18 protein-coding genes and 1 riboswitch are annotated in these 17,987 nt (G+C 44.2%); of the genes, 8 read left to right on the top strand and 10 right to left on the bottom strand.

The features are described from left to right. Positions 1-15: 15 nt before the first annotated feature. The 3 genes from OH455_RS03035 to OH455_RS03025 form a co-directional block, all read right to left on the bottom strand. Positions 16-1,233, bottom strand: a complete 1,218-nt coding sequence (locus OH455_RS03035; protein WP_269980298.1) for an EAL and HDOD domain-containing protein — start codon at positions 1,231-1,233, stop codon at positions 16-18. 77 nt (positions 1,234-1,310) lie between these two features. Then, positions 1,311-2,045 carry a UDP-2,3-diacylglucosamine diphosphatase gene (lpxH, locus tag OH455_RS03030; protein WP_269980297.1) on the bottom strand — a complete coding sequence of 245 codons (735 nt, stop codon included), beginning with the start codon at positions 2,043-2,045 and terminating at the stop codon, positions 1,311-1,313. Positions 2,046-2,101: 56 nt separating this feature from the next. Next, a complete protein-coding gene (locus OH455_RS03025; protein ID WP_045976745.1) occupies positions 2,102-2,596 on the bottom strand; it encodes a peptidylprolyl isomerase in 495 nt (164 codons plus the stop codon). Between the two features lie 201 nt (positions 2,597-2,797). On the opposite strand from OH455_RS03025, the gene cysS reads away from it, so the two are divergent. Beyond that, complete coding sequence (gene cysS, locus OH455_RS03020) at positions 2,798-4,180, top strand: cysteine--tRNA ligase (protein ID WP_269980296.1); 1,383 nt, start codon at positions 2,798-2,800, stop codon at positions 4,178-4,180. 66 nt (positions 4,181-4,246) lie between these two features. Continuing rightward, entirely contained in the window at positions 4,247-4,825 is a 579-nt protein-coding gene (locus tag OH455_RS03015) for a thymidine kinase (protein ID WP_045976747.1), read from the top strand. A 90-nt stretch (positions 4,826-4,915) separates the two neighbouring features. Here OH455_RS03015 and infA read toward each other — a convergent pair whose 3' ends face one another. From infA to aat, 3 genes are all read right to left on the bottom strand, one after another. Then, positions 4,916-5,134 carry a translation initiation factor IF-1 gene (gene infA, locus OH455_RS03010; protein ID WP_001040192.1) on the bottom strand — a complete coding sequence of 73 codons (219 nt, stop codon included), beginning with the start codon at positions 5,132-5,134 and terminating at the stop codon, positions 4,916-4,918. A gap of 80 nt (positions 5,135-5,214) precedes the next feature. Beyond that, positions 5,215-5,913, bottom strand: coding sequence for an arginyltransferase (locus tag OH455_RS03005; RefSeq protein WP_045976748.1), 699 nt, complete (start codon positions 5,911-5,913; stop codon positions 5,215-5,217). Continuing rightward, complete coding sequence (gene aat / locus OH455_RS03000) at positions 5,910-6,632, bottom strand: leucyl/phenylalanyl-tRNA--protein transferase (RefSeq protein ID WP_269980295.1); 723 nt, start codon at positions 6,630-6,632, stop codon at positions 5,910-5,912. The genes OH455_RS03005 and aat overlap by 4 nt, the downstream gene beginning before the upstream one ends. Positions 6,633-6,649: 17 nt before the next feature. Here aat and OH455_RS02995 point away from each other — a divergent pair, with 17 nt between their 5' ends. Beyond that, positions 6,650-7,105 (top strand): glycine zipper 2TM domain-containing protein, encoded by a 456-nt coding sequence (locus OH455_RS02995; protein ID WP_045976750.1) that lies wholly within the window; start codon positions 6,650-6,652, stop codon positions 7,103-7,105. A 159-nt stretch (positions 7,106-7,264) separates the two neighbouring features. Then, the gene (gene aroA / locus OH455_RS02990; RefSeq protein ID WP_206368921.1) at positions 7,265-8,545 is read left to right on the top strand and encodes a 3-phosphoshikimate 1-carboxyvinyltransferase; all 1,281 of its coding nucleotides are present in this window, start codon (positions 7,265-7,267) and stop codon (positions 8,543-8,545) included. Positions 8,546-8,590: 45 nt separating this feature from the next. Here aroA and OH455_RS02985 read toward each other — a convergent pair whose 3' ends face one another. Then, a complete protein-coding gene (locus tag OH455_RS02985; protein WP_206368922.1) occupies positions 8,591-8,839 on the bottom strand; it encodes a DUF2498 family protein in 249 nt (82 codons plus the stop codon). A gap of 364 nt (positions 8,840-9,203) precedes the next feature. On the opposite strand from OH455_RS02985, the gene topA reads away from it, so the two are divergent. From topA to OH455_RS02965, 4 genes are all read left to right on the top strand, one after another. Next, positions 9,204-11,831 carry a type I DNA topoisomerase gene (gene topA / locus OH455_RS02980; RefSeq protein ID WP_269980294.1) on the top strand — a complete coding sequence of 876 codons (2,628 nt, stop codon included), beginning with the start codon at positions 9,204-9,206 and terminating at the stop codon, positions 11,829-11,831. A 507-nt stretch (positions 11,832-12,338) separates the two neighbouring features. Next, positions 12,339-13,556, top strand: a complete 1,218-nt coding sequence (gene glgC / locus OH455_RS02975; RefSeq protein WP_045976754.1) for a glucose-1-phosphate adenylyltransferase — start codon at positions 12,339-12,341, stop codon at positions 13,554-13,556. Beyond that, positions 13,546-15,003: a glycogen synthase GlgA gene (glgA, locus tag OH455_RS02970; protein WP_269980293.1), complete on the top strand. Its 1,458-nt coding sequence runs from the start codon at positions 13,546-13,548 to the stop codon at positions 15,001-15,003. Before glgC ends, glgA begins: the two co-directional genes overlap by 11 nt. A gap of 164 nt (positions 15,004-15,167) precedes the next feature. Further along, on the top strand, positions 15,168-15,965 hold the full coding sequence (locus OH455_RS02965; protein ID WP_269980292.1) for an alpha/beta fold hydrolase: 798 nt from the start codon (positions 15,168-15,170) through the stop codon (positions 15,963-15,965). On the opposite strand, the gene OH455_RS02960 is transcribed toward OH455_RS02965, so the two are convergent. The 3 genes from OH455_RS02960 to OH455_RS02950 all read right to left on the bottom strand — a co-directional run bounded on the left by OH455_RS02960 (position 15,962) and on the right by OH455_RS02950 (position 17,696). After that, the gene (locus tag OH455_RS02960; protein ID WP_269980291.1) at positions 15,962-16,273 is read right to left on the bottom strand and encodes a putative signal transducing protein; all 312 of its coding nucleotides are present in this window, start codon (positions 16,271-16,273) and stop codon (positions 15,962-15,964) included. The two genes, OH455_RS02965 and OH455_RS02960, sit on opposite strands and share 4 nt — an antisense overlap. Beyond that, positions 16,270-16,965 carry a TVP38/TMEM64 family protein gene (locus tag OH455_RS02955; RefSeq protein ID WP_045976837.1) on the bottom strand — a complete coding sequence of 232 codons (696 nt, stop codon included), beginning with the start codon at positions 16,963-16,965 and terminating at the stop codon, positions 16,270-16,272. Before OH455_RS02955 ends, OH455_RS02960 begins: the two co-directional genes overlap by 4 nt. Positions 16,966-17,102: 137 nt before the next feature. Then, positions 17,103-17,696: a TfoX/Sxy family DNA transformation protein gene (locus tag OH455_RS02950; protein WP_045976758.1), complete on the bottom strand. Its 594-nt coding sequence runs from the start codon at positions 17,694-17,696 to the stop codon at positions 17,103-17,105. Positions 17,697-17,884: 188 nt separating this feature from the next. After that, a riboswitch (cyclic di-GMP riboswitch) is annotated at positions 17,885-17,970 on the bottom strand. Positions 17,971-17,987: the final 17 nt, after the last annotated feature.

Genomic DNA, 17,987 nt, shown 5'->3' with positions numbered 1-17,987 from the left:
GGCTCCAATGAAACGCTATTTTGTCGATACTGAGAGAAGATCTGCGGTCCATTTAACGGAAGCGTTATAGCTAGAAATTATGTCTTTTGGATTTAAACCAAGAGACTCGCTATGGTTGGATACTTCTTCCCATTCAGCTAACTCATACGCTTCGGTTAACATGAGAATGCTGCCTAGTATGCCTGCATTCTTTGTTAATGCCAGCTTTACGGCCTCTTCGATAGGAATCTCGTTCACGATAAGATCCAATGGCTTGTCTAGAAGACTATCGAGCAACGAGAACATACCAGTAAGAAAAGCTTGTCCTGCCCCCAGTTCTACTTGAAGCTTTTCTCCGATCAGCTCGCAGAAGCGTGCACGTTGAATAGACAACCCGTACAGATAGTCGGGTTTGCTATCTTGGCTCGATGCCAGCGAGACTAGAGAAATGAATTTGCGCAATTTATCCTCACCAAGATAAACCAAAGCCTGACGGAAAGACTGAATTTGTGTTTGTACTATGGCGGACGAATTGACAAAAGTCAGTAGCTTGTAAGATAACGACACATCTTTGCTGATGAGTGACTCAATGGTGTTGTAGTCAATATCATCTTTCGAAATTTCTGTTAAAAGTTGGATGATCGTCATGAAAGCGGGTTCCAACGCTTTTTTGCTAATTATCTCAGGCTTGCTGAAAAAGTAGCCTTGGAAATATTCAAATCCTGCTCTTTTGGCTTGCTCAAACTCTTCATAGTTTTCTACTTTTTCTGCTAAGAACTCAATATTTGAACCTTCGAGACTCATCATGAAAATTTTAGCTTTTGCTATCGGAACTAGTCGGATATCAAATTTGATAATTGAGATATAGGGGAGAAAGGCTTTCCACTCTTTACTCGGAACAAAGTCATCTAAAGCGATTTTATATCCTTCTTCAGCCATCTCTTTAATGGCTTGCAATAGTTCTTGCGTTGGTGCGCAATCTTCGAGAATTTCAACAACCATGTTGTCTTTGGGAAACAAAGTTGGGACTTTGTTAACTAAACTTTGGTAAGGGAAATTAACGAACCCAAGTTTGTCACCCAGAGTGTCGTAGTGCGTGTTGAGGAAGTGATCAGAAAGCAAACGACTGGTCGCGTGGTCTGGATCAACTTCAGGAAAGGTGTTCTTGGGCCCATCCCTGAACAAGAGTTCGTACCCGACCGTGTGTTTATCTCTACCCAGTATGGGTTGTCTGGCAATGTAAGAGTTTTTCAAAACCTAGTTCCAACGTCTTATTATTTGTTATGGAATTGGCCAGATTCCAATGAATAATCAAGAGTTTAGTCAGCTTCTTACATGGAAGTCTGAAACGGCCTAGCTTCCAACTTGAAGCTATCTTTAGCATAGACCAGAACGGAACCTTGAGTGTACCAATCCCCTAAAACAATACGGGTTTTTTCTGAATTGTACGTTTTGAACACATGTACATTAGGGCGATGTGTATGTCCGTGAATCATCAAATCGACATTATGGTCTGCCATGACCGCTTCCACTTCCGTTTGTGTCACGTCCATTATATCGAGCGATTTGGTTTGTTTGTCGGTATGAATATCAGATTGAACTTTCGAGACAATTTTCTTTTTAATGAACATTGGGATGCGGTTAAACAACCATTGTAGCCAAGGTTTATGCACTTTTTCTCGATACTGGAGATACTTTACATCCGCAGTACACAATGTATCTCCATGCAAAACAACCGCTTTTTTACCGTAGAGATCAATCACTGTTTCGTCACCTAGTAAGGTAATGCCAGTTTGTTTAGCGAAGCGTTTACCAACCAAGAAATCTCGATTGCCCTGGGTGAAATAGCAAGGTACTCCAAGAGACGTCAACTGCTTGAATTCGTGTCGGACCTGCTTAGCAAAGTTTGAGCGGTCATCGTCGCCAATCCAAAACTCGAACAGATCGCCGAGAACATATAAGGCGTCAGCATGAATGGCTTCTTCACGCATAAAGCGAATGAAGCAATCCGTGATATCTGGAGTAGTGGGAGAGAGGTGGAGGTCTGATATAAATAATGTGGTCATAGTGCGTGAACCTGAAGGAACAACTAGGGAGAGCCAAATGCTCTCCCTAACAATCATTAATCTTCGATTGTGGTGCCTGTGATGACAACGTCTTCTAAAGGAACATCTTGATGCATGCCTTGTGAGCCTGTGCTTACCCCTTTAATTTGGTTGACGATATCCATGCCTTCGACCACTTCCGCGAACACACAGTAACCCCAACCGTCTAGACTTTCGCTGCGGAAATCTAGGAAAGTGTTGTTGCTCACGTTGATGAAGAACTGTGAACTTGCTGAGTGTGGTTCCATGGTACGTGCCATTGCAAGTGTACCTACTTTGTTGCTCAAGCCGTTGTTTGCTTCATTCTTGATAGATGCGCGAGTTGCTTTTTCACGCAGACCTGATTCCATGCCGCCACCTTGGATCATGAAACCATCGATAACACGGTGGAATAGCGTGTTGTCGTAGAAACCATCACGGCAGTACTGCAGGAAGTTCGCGCATGTTTCTGGTGCTTTTTCTTCGTTTAGTTTAACTTTGATGTCACCAAAATTAGTGTGAAGGGTGATCATGATGATGTCCTTTATTTATGACTTTGACTGAAAGTCTGAATTCTATATGAACTTTCACCACTTTTATACGTGAAAAGTTGCTCCATCTCGGTGAATAATCCACTTATTGACGGCTTTTTCAACATTTCAGGGATGACCTGATGCCAAGCATCTTGATATACTGAGGCACTATTTTTTCACCCAAATAATTAGATAGAGATCATGTTAAAGATTTATAACACACTCACAAGACAGAAAGAGGAATTCAAACCAATCAATGCTGGCAAAGTTGGCATGTATGTCTGTGGAGTCACCATCTACGATCTCTGTCACATTGGTCATGGTCGTACGTTTGTTTCTTTTGACGTAGTGTCTCGCTACCTGCGCTATCTTGGCTATGATCTGACTTTCGTTCGTAATATCACTGATATCGATGACAAGATCATCAAACGTGCAAATGAAAACGGCGAGAGCTGTGACTCTTTAACGGAGCGCCTTATTGGTGAAATGCACGCTGACTTTGACGCATTGAATATGAAGCGCCCAGATGTTGAGCCTCGTGCAACGGAATACATTACTGAGATTATTGAACTCGTTCAAAAATTGATCGAGCGTGGGTTTGCCTATGTTGCTGACAATGGTGATGTTATGTTTGAGATCGCTAAATATGGCGATTACGGCAAGCTGTCACGCCAAGACTTAGATCAGCTACAAGCTGGTGCTCGCGTTGAGATCGAAAGTGCTAAACGCAGCTCGCTAGACTTTGTTCTTTGGAAAATGTCTAAACCCGGAGAACCAACGTGGGAATCACCATGGGGACCAGGGCGTCCGGGGTGGCATATTGAATGTTCAGCGATGAACTCGTCAATTTTAGGTAATCATTTCGATATTCATGGTGGTGGCTCGGATCTTCAATTCCCGCATCACGAAAATGAAATCGCTCAGTCATGTTGTGCACACGACACTCAATACGTGAATACTTGGATGCACAGTGGCATGGTGATGGTCGATAGAGAGAAAATGTCGAAGTCGCTGGGTAACTTCTTTACCATTCGCGATGTCCTTGGTCATTATGACGCTGAAACGGTTCGTTATTTCTTAATGTCAGGACATTACCGTAGCCAGTTGAATTACAGTGAAGAAAACCTGAATCAGGCTCGCGCCTCTCTTGAGCGTCTATATACTTCACTTCGTGGCTTAGATATCACCGTACCTGCGGCTGGTGGTGAAGAGTACGTTGCACGCTTTACTGAAGCGATGAACGATGATTTCAACACGCCTGAAGCTTACTCGGTGTTGTTTGATATCGCTCGGGAAATTAATCGCATCAAAGCCGATAATCTCGAACAGGCTAGCGCATTAGGTTCACTGATGCGTGAGATGGCCGATGTCATTGGTATTTTGTACCAAGATCCTGAAGCTTTTCTGAAAGGTGATGCGAGCGATGACGATGAAGTGGCTGAAATCGAAGCGCTAATCAAGCTGCGCAATGATTCACGTGCAGCAAAAGATTGGGCCAATGCTGATATAGCTCGCGACAAGTTAAATGAGAAAGGAATCATTCTCGAAGATGGTCCGGAAGGGACTACTTGGCGTCGCAAATAACAGATCTTTCTAGGGCTGATTATTCAGCCCTTTTCTTTTTTATAATATTTATACGGGTAGCAACCAGTGGCTCAGATGTACTTCTATTACTCTGCAATGAATGCGGGGAAATCCACCACTCTTCTTCAATCCTCTTTTAACTACCAAGAACGTGGCATGACGCCCGTGATTTTCACCGCTGCATTGGATGACAGATATGGGGTTGGTAAAGTGAGCTCTCGTATCGGTCTTCAATCAGATGCGCAATTGTTTCGCGCGGATACTGACCTGTACCAAGAAATTATCGCGTTACATGAGGAAGAAAAGCGTCATTGTATCTTAGTTGATGAGTGTCAGTTCCTCACTAAAGAACAGGTATACCAGTTGACCGAGGTGGTGGATAAACTTCGTATCCCAGTTTTGTGTTATGGCCTACGTACCGATTTTTTGGGAGAGTTGTTTGAAGGCAGTAAATACCTTCTGTCTTGGGCGGATAAATTGGTAGAGCTGAAAACCATCTGTCATTGTGGACGCAAGGCGAATATGGTCATTCGTACGGATGAGCACGGAAATGCGATTGCTGAAGGTGATCAGGTTGCGATTGGGGGTAACGATCGATACGTGTCTGTATGCCGTCAGCATTACAAAGAGGCGCTCGGTAAGTAAGAACGCCAATGCAATACAACAAAAAACGGAGCCTGAAGCTCCGTTTTTTGTTGTATTCGGCTAATTCGGATTGCGCGAGGCAATCAGAGATTAACGAGCACGGAAGACGATGCGACCTTTGGATAGATCGTATGGAGTCATCTCTACAGTTACTTTGTCACCAGTAAGAATACGGATGTAGTTCTTACGCATTTTACCAGAGATGTGAGCAGTAACTACGTGACCGTTTTCTAGCTCAACACGGAACATTGTGTTTGGAAGAGTATCAAGGACAGTGCCTTGCATCTCAATTACGTCTTCTTTAGCCATTTAATCCTCTTTTAAAAATGGATAATTTCAACCGGCTGGTTTCGCCGATAAAAATGAAATAAGTAAAGTTGGGGCGTATTCTACCCTTGCCAACGCTGATTTACTAGCCTTTGATGGCGTTGAAAGCGGACTTTGTAACTCATTGCAGGGCATTCATCAATCTGATAACCCAAATAGAGCCACTGTTTTCCTTGCTGTTGACAGTATTCAAGCTGATACATTACGCCGAGAGTACCCAAAGATAATGGGTAATCTGGATCGAAAAAGGTGTAAAACGCACTGGCAGAATTGGAAAGAATATCAGTGACAGCGATAGCGATCAGGCGGTCTTGGTCATAGATATGTAAATACTGAGTGTTCAGCCAGTGGCATTGGGAAAACTGCGCAAACTCGTTCTGCTTAGGCGGGTACATGGTACCGTTGCTATGGCGGACGTTGATATAGTGAGAATACAAATCAAACCAGCCCGGAATCATCTCGTCGCGCAGTTCCCAACTTAAATCTTTTGCTTTATTGAGTAAACGCTTTTGGCTTTTGGACAGTTCAATATCAGGTACTGAGACTCTGATTGCTTGGCAAGCTTGGCATTGGTCACAATGTGGCTTGTAAATAGTATCACCGCTGCGTCGAAATCCGTTTGCCAGCAACACTTCATAGCTGGAAGCGGTATGCATTGTTGGATCTAAGGCTACAGCAACCCGTTCTTGCTTATCTTTTAGATAGCTACAAGGGTGGCAGTCGGTTAATCCAATACGGATTTGTTGCAGATCGGAACTCATTGATTCTCCTCTGAGGGCAGCGTAAGCCATTGAGCTTTAAAACTGTTATCGACAAGCTCTTCCTGTCTTAAGGATAGCAGGCTTTGCATAAATTCATCGCGTTCAAGCTCTAGAGCCCCCAAAGACTTGAGATGTGGGTTCATGACCTGACAATCGATCAGTTTGCCGCCCATCGCTTTGAAATGTTCACAGAAATACCACAAAGCTATTTTAGACGCGTTGGTTTGCTGACTAAACATAGATTCTCCGCAAAAAACTTGACCAATCGATAGGCCATACAGTCCGCCAATCAGTTCATTATTGCTCCAAACCTCGACAGAGTGGCAGTGGCCAAGAGATGCCATTCGTTTATAGGCGGAACGCATTTCATGGTTCAACCAAGTTTCATGTTCTGGCCGCATCGAAGCACAGCGCTCAATGACTGACTCGGTCGCTAGGTTGATGCTGATCCGATATTTGTGCTTACGTTGAAACTTTTTAAGACTTTTAGCCGGTTTGAATGTCTTAGGATCAAATACAGCTCTTGGAGATGGGCTCCACCACAAAAGAGGTTCACCAGGTCCATACCAAGGAAAAATCCCATTTTGGTAAGCAAGCAAAAGGCGATCCGGTGAAAGATCACCGCCAAAGGCAAGCAAACCATTAGGATCGCTCAATGCTTCGTAAGGAGACGGGAACCAAAGTTTGTTTTCGTCGAGCTCTGTTAAGTAAATCGCCATGAAACAGGAGAACCATGATGAAAAAGTGGCTTTGGATCTTATTCATTTTTCCGCTTGTTGCCAATGCAGCATATGAGAGAAATCAGGCCAGACCCGTAAATCAGGTCGTATTTGGTGAAGTGGACTCAGTTCGTTATCTTACACAACAAGATATTGTTAAAGCCGAATCTTCAGGATGGGAAACCTTGCTTGGCGCTGTCGTCGGCGGTGTTATCGGCAATCAATTTGGTGGTGGAACAGGTAAACAAGTCGCCACTGGTGTTGGCGCGGTGGCAGGGGCGGGCATCGCTCATAAGCGTGCCAATCAGGAATATAAAGTGGAGTACAAGCTGGTCGAGGTGCTGATTAGCACAGACCAAAATAAGTTGATTGATGTGATTCAGGATGTCGATAACACAATGCTGTTTGAGCGTGGGGACAAGGTACGAATACTGTATTTTGACAACGGCGTTAGGGTTGACAAAGAGTATTGATGCACCCCGCGTGCTGTTAATGTAGATACCAGATAAAAGATCGCGACTAATTGTGATTTTGGTCTAGTTTTAGATGTCGATTTTAGATAGGCTGCAAGTACGAAGAATTGTTCATCGCTTGCTTAGGAAGGCAAAGTGATCAAGGAATAACTGAATTTAATGGAAAGCCTTACGTTACAACCTATCAATAAAGTCAATGGTGAGGTCAACTTACCCGGTTCTAAGAGTGTTTCTAACCGTGCACTATTGCTCGCGGCACTGGCAAAGGGAACGACTCGCCTAACCAACCTTCTAGACAGCGACGACATTCGCCATATGTTGAATGCGCTAACACAACTTGGTGTTAACTATACCTTGTCGCAAGACAAAACGGTGTGCGAAGTAGAAGGATTAGGTCGAGCTTTTGATACACCGGAAGCCTTGGAGCTTTTCTTGGGCAATGCAGGCACGGCGATGCGACCGCTCGCCGCTGCCTTATGTTTGGGAAGCGGAGAGTATGTATTGACTGGCGAACCGCGTATGAAAGAGCGTCCGATAGGCCACCTCGTTGAAGCACTTCGTCAGGCTGGTGCAAATGTAGACTATTTGGAAAATGAAAACTTCCCACCTCTAAAAATTAAAGGCACGGGCTTGAAAGGTGGCACGGTTGAAATTGATGGTTCGATTTCCAGTCAATTCCTTACGGCCTTCTTGATGTCGGCTCCGCTAGCACAAGACGATGTGACCATCAGAATTGTTGGAGAGCTGGTTTCCAAACCTTACATTGACATCACTCTACACATTATGTCGCAGTTTGGTGTTGAGGTAGAGAACAACGATTATCAAGAGTTTGTTATCCGTAAAGGTCAATCTTATGTTGCTCCTGGTGATTTTTTAGTTGAAGGTGACGCTTCTTCTGCGTCTTACTTCCTTGCTGCTGCCGCCATTAAGGGTGGTGAAATCAAAGTGACAGGTATCGGTAAAAAAAGCATTCAAGGCGATATCCAGTTTGCTGATGCGCTAGAAAAAATGGGGGCCGAAATCGAATGGGGTGACGATTACGTCATCTCTCGTGTTGGTCAGCTGAACGCTGTCGATATGGACTTCAACCATATTCCTGATGCGGCAATGACAATTGCAACGACCGCATTGTTTGCTAAAGGCACAACGGCTATCCGTAATGTCTACAACTGGCGAGTGAAAGAAACCGATCGCTTAGCGGCAATGGCAACAGAGTTGCGTAAAGTCGGTGCAAAGGTGGAAGAGGGCGAAGATTACATTGTTGTCACGCCACCTACTCAACTAACCCATGCTGCGATTGACACCTATGATGATCATCGTATGGCAATGTGTTTCTCTTTGGTTGCTTTAAGTGATACACCTGTAACGATCAATGATCCGAAATGTACGTCAAAGACCTTCCCGGACTATTTTGACAAACTGGACTCGCTGAGCTGCTAAGTGCAATGAACCCTGATGCACGTCATCAGGGTTTGATTGAGCGGTCTAATCTTCTAAAGTAAATTCTTTCGATAAGTGGTGTGCTAAATATTTGAAGATGTTAAAAACAGCGGTAGTGCTTGCTGTCGGCAGACCTTCATCATTCAAAAAGTAATTGCCTTTGAACACTAACACGTCATCTATCTCTTCGACACTGTCTGCTCGGATTCCTTCCGTATAGTCTTCATGTTCCTGAATGATGTGGTTGGCGATCAGTAACAATTCGAATTTGGAAATGACTTTTTTGTGAGCCATATGTATCACTCGCTTATTAATGTTTACCTTTACACAGGGGGATTTTAAGTGGGTTGGACACGAAAGCAAATGCGTCAGATCAATTTAGTTTGAGCCAATGTTGGGTAGGGAAGAGGATAGGTTTTGTGACCGGAGGCAAAATTTTTTTTGTTGTACTAGCGAAAGCCTCTTTTCCACGTTTAGTATGTGGCACTTTCTAAACATAGAGTAAAGACCATTCGTCGAATTGTCGACCAGTCAATGTTGAATTTGAAAAAAGATATTGATCTTCTGAGTTTCTCGCTCAATAGTAAAAAAGAAGCATTATATTAAAGTATGTCGTGCGTTAAATCGCCGAAATCATATTAAGGACACTTGAGTCAATATGGGTAAGTCACTCGTTATTGTGGAGTCGCCAGCCAAGGCTAAAACCATCAATAAGTATTTAGGTAAGGACTTTATCGTTAAGTCCAGTGTGGGTCACGTGCGCGATCTGCCTACTGCAGGTCAGAGTACTGGCCAGAAAGCCGCGGCTGTCTCTACGAAAGGTTTGAGTGTTGAAGAAAAAGCTCGAATCAAAAAAGAAAAAGACCGTAAAGCACTGATCAAAAAAATGGGTATCGACCCGTTTAACGGGTGGGAAGCTAACTATCAGGTCTTACCAGGTAAAGAAAAAGTTGTTGCTGAGCTACAGAAGCTTGCGAAAGATGCAGACCGTGTCTACCTCGCAACCGATTTGGATCGCGAGGGAGAAGCTATCGCATGGCACCTTCGTGAGATCATCGGTGGCGATGAAGAGCGATACAAACGAGTTGTCTTTAACGAAATTACTAAGAATGCGATTCAACAGGCTTTCCAGAAACCGGGAGAGCTCAGTATGGATGGCGTTAACGCTCAACAGGCACGCCGTTTTATGGATCGTGTTGTGGGCTTTATGGTCTCACCACTGTTGTGGAAAAAGGTCGCGCGTGGTCTGTCTGCTGGCCGTGTACAATCTGTTGCGGTAAAACTATTGGTTGAGCGCGAGCGCGAAATCAAAGCGTTTGTACCAGAAGAGTTTTGGGACATTCACGCGGACACCAAAACCGCTGACAAGACCGATTTCCGTCTGCAGGTTGCTCAGAAAGATGGTGTATCGTTTAAGCCGTCTAATGAAGCTGAAACGCAGTCAGCGATTGCTGTACTGGAAAATGCCGCGTACGAAGTATGCAAACGTGAGGACCGCCCAACGTCGAGCAAACCTTCCGCTCCTTTCATTACTTCGACACTTCAGCAAGCAGCCAGTACTCGTTTAGGTTATGGCGTCAAGAAAACAATGATGTTAGCTCAGCGTCTATATGAAGCGGGTTACATCACCTATATGCGTACCGATTCGACGAACCTCAGCGCAGAAGCTGTAGAAACCGTTCGTGGATTCATTAGTGATGAGTACGGTGACGCTTACCTTCCGGCTAAACCTAATGTGTATGGTAGTAAAGAAGGGGCACAGGAAGCGCACGAAGCAATCCGACCTTCAGATGTAGCGGTTAAAGCTGACGATCTGAAAGGAATGGAAGCGGATGCGCACAAATTGTATGCGCTGATCTGGAATCAGTTTGTCGCGTGTCAGATGACACCAGCTAAGTATGACTCCACAACCGTGAGTGTTAAAGCTGCTGAGTACACCCTTAAAGCTAAAGGTCGCATTCTTAAGTTCGATGGTTGGACTCGTGTTCAGCGTCCATTGGGCAAGAATGAAGACCAGATCCTGCCCGCTGTTCAGGTAGGTGACAAGGTCGATTTGATACACTTAGACCCTAAACAGCACTTTACTAAGCCACCGGCGCGCTTTACGGAAGCGGCGTTAGTTAAAGAGCTTGAGAAAAAAGGCATCGGTCGTCCTTCAACCTATGCATCGATTATCTCAACGATTCAGGACCGTGGGTACGTCAAAGTTGATCAGCGTCGATTTTACGCTGAAAAAATGGGTGAAATTGTAACAGATCGCTTAGATGACAGTTTCCATGAGTTGATGAACTATGAGTTTACGTCTCGCATGGAAGAAAAGCTTGACCAAATTGCTGAAGGTGAAGCGAATTGGAAGAAGGTGCTAGATAACTTCTTTGGTGATTTTACCGGTGATCTGGAAAAAGCGGAGCAAGATGAAGACCTTGGTGGCATGAAGCCAAACCATATTGTCTACACCGACATCGAGTGTCCGACTTGCTCTCGTGAAATGGGTATCCGTACAGCATCGACAGGTGTATTCCTTGGCTGTTCGGGTTATGCACTTTCGCCAAAAGAGCGTTGTAAGACCACAATTAATTTGGGTGATGAAGAAGGTATCATCAACGTTTTAGAAGAAGACGTTGAAACAGCAGCACTTCGTGCGAAAAAGCGTTGTCCGATTTGTGAGACCGCGATGGATGCCTACCTGATCGATGATAAGCGTAAGCTTCACGTGTGTGGTAACAACCCTAACTGCGATGGCTATATCGTTGAGCATGGCGAGTATAAGGTGAAAGGGTATGACGGCCCTGTTGTTGAGTGTGACAAGTGTGGCAGTGACATGGTTCTAAAGAACGGTCGCTTCGGTAAATACATGGATTGTACCAGCGAGACATGTAAGAACACGCGTAAGATCTTGAAAAACGGCGAAGTCGCGCCGCCTAAAGAAGATCCCGTTCATCTTCCTGAGTTACCATGTGAAAACTCAGACGCCTACTTTGTATTGCGTGATGGTGCTTCAGGTCTGTTCTTAGCCGCAAGTACTTTCCCTAAATCACGTGAGACACGTGCTCCTCTTGTCGAAGAATTAGTTCGTTTTAAAGACCGTATTTCTTCGAAATTCCACTATCTCACGACGGCGCCTGAAAAAGATCCAGATGGTCTTCCTATGGTAGTGCGTTTCAGCCGTAAATCGAAAGAGAACTATGTTCGTTCTGAGGTTGATGGTAAGCCATCGGGTTATACTGCGCTTTACATTGACGGCAAGTGGGAAGTGACCGACAAGCGTAAAAAAGCCGCGAAATAAAGTTTCCCATATAAATTAAATTCGAAAGCAGCCCTCTGGGCTGCTTTTTTATTGTTTGGTGTATGTGGTCGACGGTCGTGTAGGTAAATGTTGCCGATTAAATCGTCATGTATGAGATTCACTAAACTGCCATCTCACCTTCATATCATCTTGAAAGTAAAAAAGAGGTCTTAGTGACTACTGTGTAAGCTTAGTGTTAAAGGCTTGTATTATCTGGGCTCGATTCTGTGACTTACTTCAGGGCAGCAAAAAGCAAACTTTGTCGCGTTCAAGGTATGGCATCTTTTAAATTGTAAAATTAATGAAATACGGTAATTTATAGTAAACCTTGTGCACACTTAAAGAATAAATAACAGATGAATTATAAAGTTAATTTATGTATGAATGGCTAGTTAAATATCCCATATCGTGTGTTTTTTGAGATCAGGCTAGTAGCTAGGAAGACAAAGATAAGTCCCCGAAATAACAACTTATCTAGAATTAAAAAATTATTATGGAGAATAAATAATGGCTGGTGTTTTAGGAATGATTTTAGCTGGGGGAGAAGGCTCTCGCCTGCGTCCGTTGACAGAGTCTCGCAGCAAGCCTTCGGTTCCTTTTGGCGGTAGTTATCGCCTGATTGATTTCGCTTTAAACAACTTCGTAAATGCAGATTTAATGCGCATCTATGTACTCACTCAGTTCAAATCTCAATCCTTGTTTCACCACCTTAAGAAAGGTTGGAATATCAGCGGTATCACCGATCGATTTATAGACCCAATTCCTGCTCAAATGCGTACAGGGAAACGTTGGTATGAAGGTACGGCTGATGCGATTTATCAAAACCTACGTTTCATGGAACTGGCTGAACCTGAGCAAGTTTGCATTTTTGGCTCGGACCATATTTACAAGATGGATATCAAGCAGATGCTAGATTTCCATAAAGAAAAACAAGCCTCACTGACAGTTTCTGCGCTGCGTATGCGTTTATCTGAAGCGTCTGAATTTGGAGTGATAGAGGTTGACGAAGAGGGGCGAATGATTGGTTTTGAGGAAAAGCCAGCACAGCCCAAGCCGATTCCTGGTGATCCTCAGTACGCTTTAGTGTCCATGGGTAACTACGTATTCGAAGCTCAGCCACTGTTTGCAGAATTGATTGAAGATGCAGACAATCCGGATTCGTCCCATGATTTTGGCAAAGACATTATTCCTAAGATGTTTCCACGCGGTGATGTGTTTGTTTATGATTTCAGCACCAACCGTATTACTGGCGAAAAAGAAGAAGTGTACTGGCGTGATGTCGGTACGATTGACGCATATTGGCAAGCGCATATGGATCTCCTTGAGAAAGATGCGCCATTCTCTCTATACAATCGCAAGTGGCCTTTGCATACCTTCTACCCAGCCCTTCCACCAGCGACCTTTTCTGACTCAGATAATGGCCGTGTGCAGATCATCGACAGTTTAGTGTGCAATGGAAGTTATATTCGTGGCTCTCGAATTGAAAAATCTATACTTGGGTTCCGCAGTAACATTGCATCTACGTGCGATATTAGCGAAAGTATCCTTTTAGGCGACGTGAAAGTAGGCGAAGGCTGTATATTGCGTCGTGTCATCATTGATAAAGACGCGGATATTGCACCGGGAACACAAATTGGTGTAAACCTAATGGAAGATAAAAAGCACTTCCACGTGTCTAACGATGGAATTGTCGTCATACCAAAAGGAGCGCGAGTTGGCTACTGAGAATTTATCTATTCTGTTTGTAGCATCGGAAGTTGAAGGACTGATTAAAAGTGGTGGCTTGGCTGATGTTGCCAAGGCACTGCCTGAGGCTCTTCTTAGACTTAAACAAGATGTACGAGTAACCCTACCAGCTTATCAAAAAATCCCTCATATCGACTTGGCACCTACCGTGCTTGAGACGAATCTGGATCACTGGCCACATACAGAATACAGCGTCAAAGCATTGAACCTTGCTGAGCTTACCGTATACGCCATTGACTGCCCGCGATACTTTGAACGCCCGGAGATGTACGCGGAAAATAATCAAGCGTATAGCGATAATGGCGAACGCTTTGCCTTTTTCAGTGCAGCGTGTCTAGATATGCTGCCTAAGCTTAGTTTTCAACCCAATATTATACACGCAAATGACTGGCATACGGGATTGGTTCCTTATCTGCTTAAACACCGATATGGTTGCACAGCTTTTTTTGAACAAACAAAAAGTATTTTATCAGTTCATAATGCAGTATTTAAAGGTGTGTTCAGTTATGAGGAGCTTCAGATTTTGCCTGAAATGCATACTCGTTACGCACCAGATGCCGCAGTGAGTTCAACACATGTTACTATGCTGAAAGCGGGCGTGATGAATGCAGATAAGATCAATGCGGTCAGCCCCACCTATGCGCAAGAGCTCAAAACAGAACTAGGTAGCCATGGTATGGCTGCTGAGTTCAAACATCGAGAGAGTGACTTAGTGGGTATATTGAATGGTTGTGACTACTCAGCTTGGAACCCCGAAACCGACCAGTATCTACCAGTTAACTACAAACCCAATCGTCAGAGTATGGTGAGAGGAAAGAAGGCATGTAAGCGAGCTCTTCAGGAGCGCGTTGGTTTAGCGAAAAATGACGGTGCAGTGTATGGCATGGTATGCCGCCTGACGAACCAGAAAGGCGTCCATTACTTACTGCCAATACTCGACCAGTTTTTGCGTTATGAGGTTCAGCTAGTCATTGTCGGTACAGGTGACCCAGTTCTGGCATCTAAGCTTAAAGATATCGAAGCCTTACACAGTGATAAGTTCAAGTTTATAGAGGCCTACGATAACGAATTGGCTCATCTGGTGGAAGCTGGGTCTGACTTCTTCCTTATGCCATCGGAATTTGAACCTTGTGGTTTAAATCAGATATACAGCATGGCTTATGGCACGTTGCCTATCGTACGTGGAGTAGGCGGCTTGAAAGACAGTGTTAATGATTATGATGCTGATCCTGATACCGCGACTGGCTTTGTGTTCCGCTTACCAGAACCCAAAGAATTATTGCTCACTCTACAACGTTCTTTACTACTCTTTGCCCAGCAACCGAATGAATTAAAACGCGTTCAGTTGCATGCTATGCAGCAGGATTTTTGTTGGGATAAGTCGGCTGATGAGTATTTAAGCTTGTATCTTAGTGCCCTCAAATAATCTCTATATTATGAAAAAGGGCGTCTATTAGACGCTCTTTTTGTTCAATTCTAAGCGTGATTTCTGGTAATTCTGAGCTCAATTGACATAAACTGACGTAAAATAAATTGAGTTTGTGGTACTCTGCCGACACATGAATTTCGAACCCGTTGACTGAATACTCTATGAGTGAAACGCTTCTTTTCCATAAAACATATTTGCACCCAACCAGTCATGAGTGGGTTGTTTTTGTGCATGGTGCTGGGGGGAGTTCATCGATCTGGTTCAAACAGATCAAAGCCTACCGGCAGCATTTCAATCTGCTACTTGTTGATTTGCGAGGACACGGAAAATCTAGCCCTTTTTTGAAAGAACTGATTTCCAATCGCTATACATTTAAAGCTGTCACGGCCGATATTCTCAAAGTACTCGATCATCTAAAGATAACGTCGGCTCATTTTGTGGGCATGTCTTTAGGGACCATCATCGTGCGAAATTTAGCAGAAATGTCGACGGGAAGAGTTAAGTCAATGGTTCTGGGAGGTGCAGTAACACGCCTTAATACACGCTCTCAAGTTTTGGTGAGGTTAGGGAATATGTGTAAGCATATTGTGCCTTACATGTGGCTGTACAGCCTATTTGCTTATATCGTCATGCCACAACGCACTCAGAAAGAATCTCGCCATCTATTTATTCGTGAGGCTAAGAAGCTTTGCCAAAAAGAGTTCAAGCGCTGGTTTATTCTTACAGCAGACGTGAATCCTCTCATGCGCTATTTTAAAGAACGTGAGTTGCCTATCCCAACGCTCTACTTAATGGGGGAAAGAGATTATATGTTCATTCGACCAGTTAAAGAAATGGTTGCTGCGCATAAAACGAGTACATTGTTGGAGATCCCAGATTGCGGTCACGTATGTAATGTCGAGCGCCCTGAAGCATTTAACCAGTACTCGATCGAGTTTATCAAGAGTCAGGCTACTTAAGTAGGGCTTGCAGCTCCGCACTGCCAACATACACCAAATTGAGCTTCGTTAGCTTCCCCACACTCTCCACAGCACCATTCATTGCCCGCGCAGGTTTGTTGATGAAACTGTTCAATGATTGCGATTGCGCGCTTTTTCATTTGAAGGTCTATTAACCATACATAAGGCTGCGAATGTTCTCCGAATGGGATCTCTCCTTGCAGGCTGAAGATACCTTCTCCTCTCACTTCGCAATGTATTCGGTTGGACTTAAGAAGCTCACAAATGATGTGAGCTTCAGGAGGGTTGTTAGCGGTGAATATTTTCAAGACGGGCTCCCATCTCGTGTCTGTGGTGACCCTTTAATTTTTCCCATCACCCATTTGGTAATCACAGGGAAGAGTCCTAGAAGAGCGAATGAGGCCAATACTGATGGAGAGACAATACCTGATAAGCTATCTATCTGTGCCAATTGTGTACCTGCATTCAGGTATACCGCTGTACCAGGTAGCATGCCTAGCTGACTAACGAGATAAAATCGAGCCGTTGAAATAGGTGTCAGACCCATGAGTAAGTTGATGAGAAAAAATGGAAACACAGGTATGAGGCGCAACGAGAACAGGTAAAAAGCCCCATCTCGATCGACACCTTGGTTGATGGCATTCAGTTTGTCGCCAAACTTACTTTGTACCCAATCACGTAGCAGGAAGCGGCTACTCAAGAAGGCTAATGTTGCTCCTATGGTGCTGGCAAATGAAACGAGTAACAAACTTGTCCAAAACCCAAATAGAGCGGCGCCAAGTAGTGTGACTACTGCTGCCCCTGGAATGGAAAACGCAGTGATAGCGATGTAAGCCAGGAAGTAGATAGCCGCAGCTAAGGTAAAATTACTGTTGATGTATGCAGATAATGCAACTTGTTGTGATTTGGCATTTTCTAACGTTAGGTATTGACCGAAATTGACTCCGAGAAAAATGATCAGGCCGACCAACAGGATACCCAACACAAGTTTCTTATTCATAACGACTTCCTCTATTTCGAGCAGCAGACACATTGCGCTCATTTAAATTGTTAACAAATAAGAACTGTTTGGCAAAGATTAAATTTCACAGCCAATAAAAAAGCCAACCGTCTGGTTGGCTTTTCATCGATTCTTGATTAGCTGTTGAGTATGTTGACCAGCTCCTGTCGACGTTCAGGTGGAATGACGGACCAATGCTTACCATTGATTGCGCCTTCCAACGCCCAGAGCAATTCTAAGGACACGTCTGCGGTATGAGTGGCTTGAATCGCCTTAAATGCCTTAACTGAACCTGTTTCCTCTAAATTTTCAACGCTATCGATGCCCGCTTTCTTTAGCATACGTTCAGTTGCAAGACGGAGGTTAGGGAGGTCTTTAAGGCGGTTAGGTCGAGTTTTCGCTTGAGATGTCTTTTCTTTTTTAGCGACTTCGAGTGCGCTCTGCGCTAGCTCTATCGCGCGGGTGGGGCAGGAGGCGACATCGTTGGTTAAAGCGAAATATTTGGTTACGACCGGGAAGCCTCGTTTTTTGTAAACATAGGGCTCTAAGCCTTCAGATTTAAATTGACTAGCCAGTTTGTCGTCGGCGCGGATATGGAGCATATCGTTAACTACCAATGCGAACATTGTGTCGTCTGCGAAGATTCCGAATCCGCCGAACATCGAACGCGATTTTATACGACCAAGTGGGTCAAAAAGTCGCATCGAGTCTTTAAGTATTGGTTTATCCATGCTGTGTTATCTCGGTGTATATTATTATACGCCACCAAATTCAGGTCCGAGAGATTAGCAAAATAATGCAGATAAAGTGTCAATAAGGTGTCATACCAGATTAAAACTCATACATTTACAATGTTCGCTCAAAAGTGAGAATTGTAGTGTTGTGTTTTAAACGATACGAATCGTTTGCATCTTTGCCCATCGGCAACCCCGCTACCTTTCAGTTTCCTGAGTCAGGCCGGAAGCTTTGCGTCCCACTCTTTCGAGTGGTTTGCCCTGTTCGTGGCATTAGTCGAACATCTT

The organism is Vibrio sp. T11.5 (assembly GCF_027587155.1).
Taxonomy (GTDB): Bacteria; Pseudomonadota; Gammaproteobacteria; order Enterobacterales; family Vibrionaceae; genus Vibrio; species Vibrio neptunius.
This window is presented reverse-complemented; position numbering and strand designations above follow the sequence as displayed.

Excerpts from the sequence above, each read along its gene's own strand:
- OH455_RS03005 (WP_045976748.1), bottom strand. The coding sequence starts at position 5,913 with ATGAGTTCCGATCTGCAACAAATCCGTATTGGATTAACCGACTGCCAC.
- cysS (WP_269980296.1), top strand. The coding sequence starts at position 2,798 with ATGTTAAAGATTTATAACACACTCACAAGACAGAAAGAGGAATTCAAA.
- topA (WP_269980294.1), top strand. The coding sequence starts at position 9,204 with ATGGGTAAGTCACTCGTTATTGTGGAGTCGCCAGCCAAGGCTAAAACC.
- infA (WP_001040192.1), bottom strand. The coding sequence starts at position 5,134 with ATGGCTAAAGAAGACGTAATTGAGATGCAAGGCACTGTCCTTGATACT.
- OH455_RS02950 (WP_045976758.1), bottom strand. The coding sequence starts at position 17,696 with ATGGATAAACCAATACTTAAAGACTCGATGCGACTTTTTGACCCACTT.
- glgC (WP_045976754.1), top strand. The coding sequence starts at position 12,339 with ATGGCTGGTGTTTTAGGAATGATTTTAGCTGGGGGAGAAGGCTCTCGC.
- aat (WP_269980295.1), bottom strand. The coding sequence starts at position 6,632 with ATGGCGATTTACTTAACAGAGCTCGACGAAAACAAACTTTGGTTCCCG.
- OH455_RS02985 (WP_206368922.1), bottom strand. The coding sequence starts at position 8,839 with ATGGCTCACAAAAAAGTCATTTCCAAATTCGAATTGTTACTGATCGCC.
- aroA (WP_206368921.1), top strand. The coding sequence starts at position 7,265 with ATGGAAAGCCTTACGTTACAACCTATCAATAAAGTCAATGGTGAGGTC.
- OH455_RS03025 (WP_045976745.1), bottom strand. The coding sequence starts at position 2,596 with ATGATCACCCTTCACACTAATTTTGGTGACATCAAAGTTAAACTAAAC.
- OH455_RS02965 (WP_269980292.1), top strand. The coding sequence starts at position 15,168 with ATGAGTGAAACGCTTCTTTTCCATAAAACATATTTGCACCCAACCAGT.
- OH455_RS02995 (WP_045976750.1), top strand. The coding sequence starts at position 6,650 with ATGAAAAAGTGGCTTTGGATCTTATTCATTTTTCCGCTTGTTGCCAAT.
- OH455_RS02955 (WP_045976837.1), bottom strand. The coding sequence starts at position 16,965 with ATGAATAAGAAACTTGTGTTGGGTATCCTGTTGGTCGGCCTGATCATT.
- lpxH (WP_269980297.1), bottom strand. The coding sequence starts at position 2,045 with ATGACCACATTATTTATATCAGACCTCCACCTCTCTCCCACTACTCCA.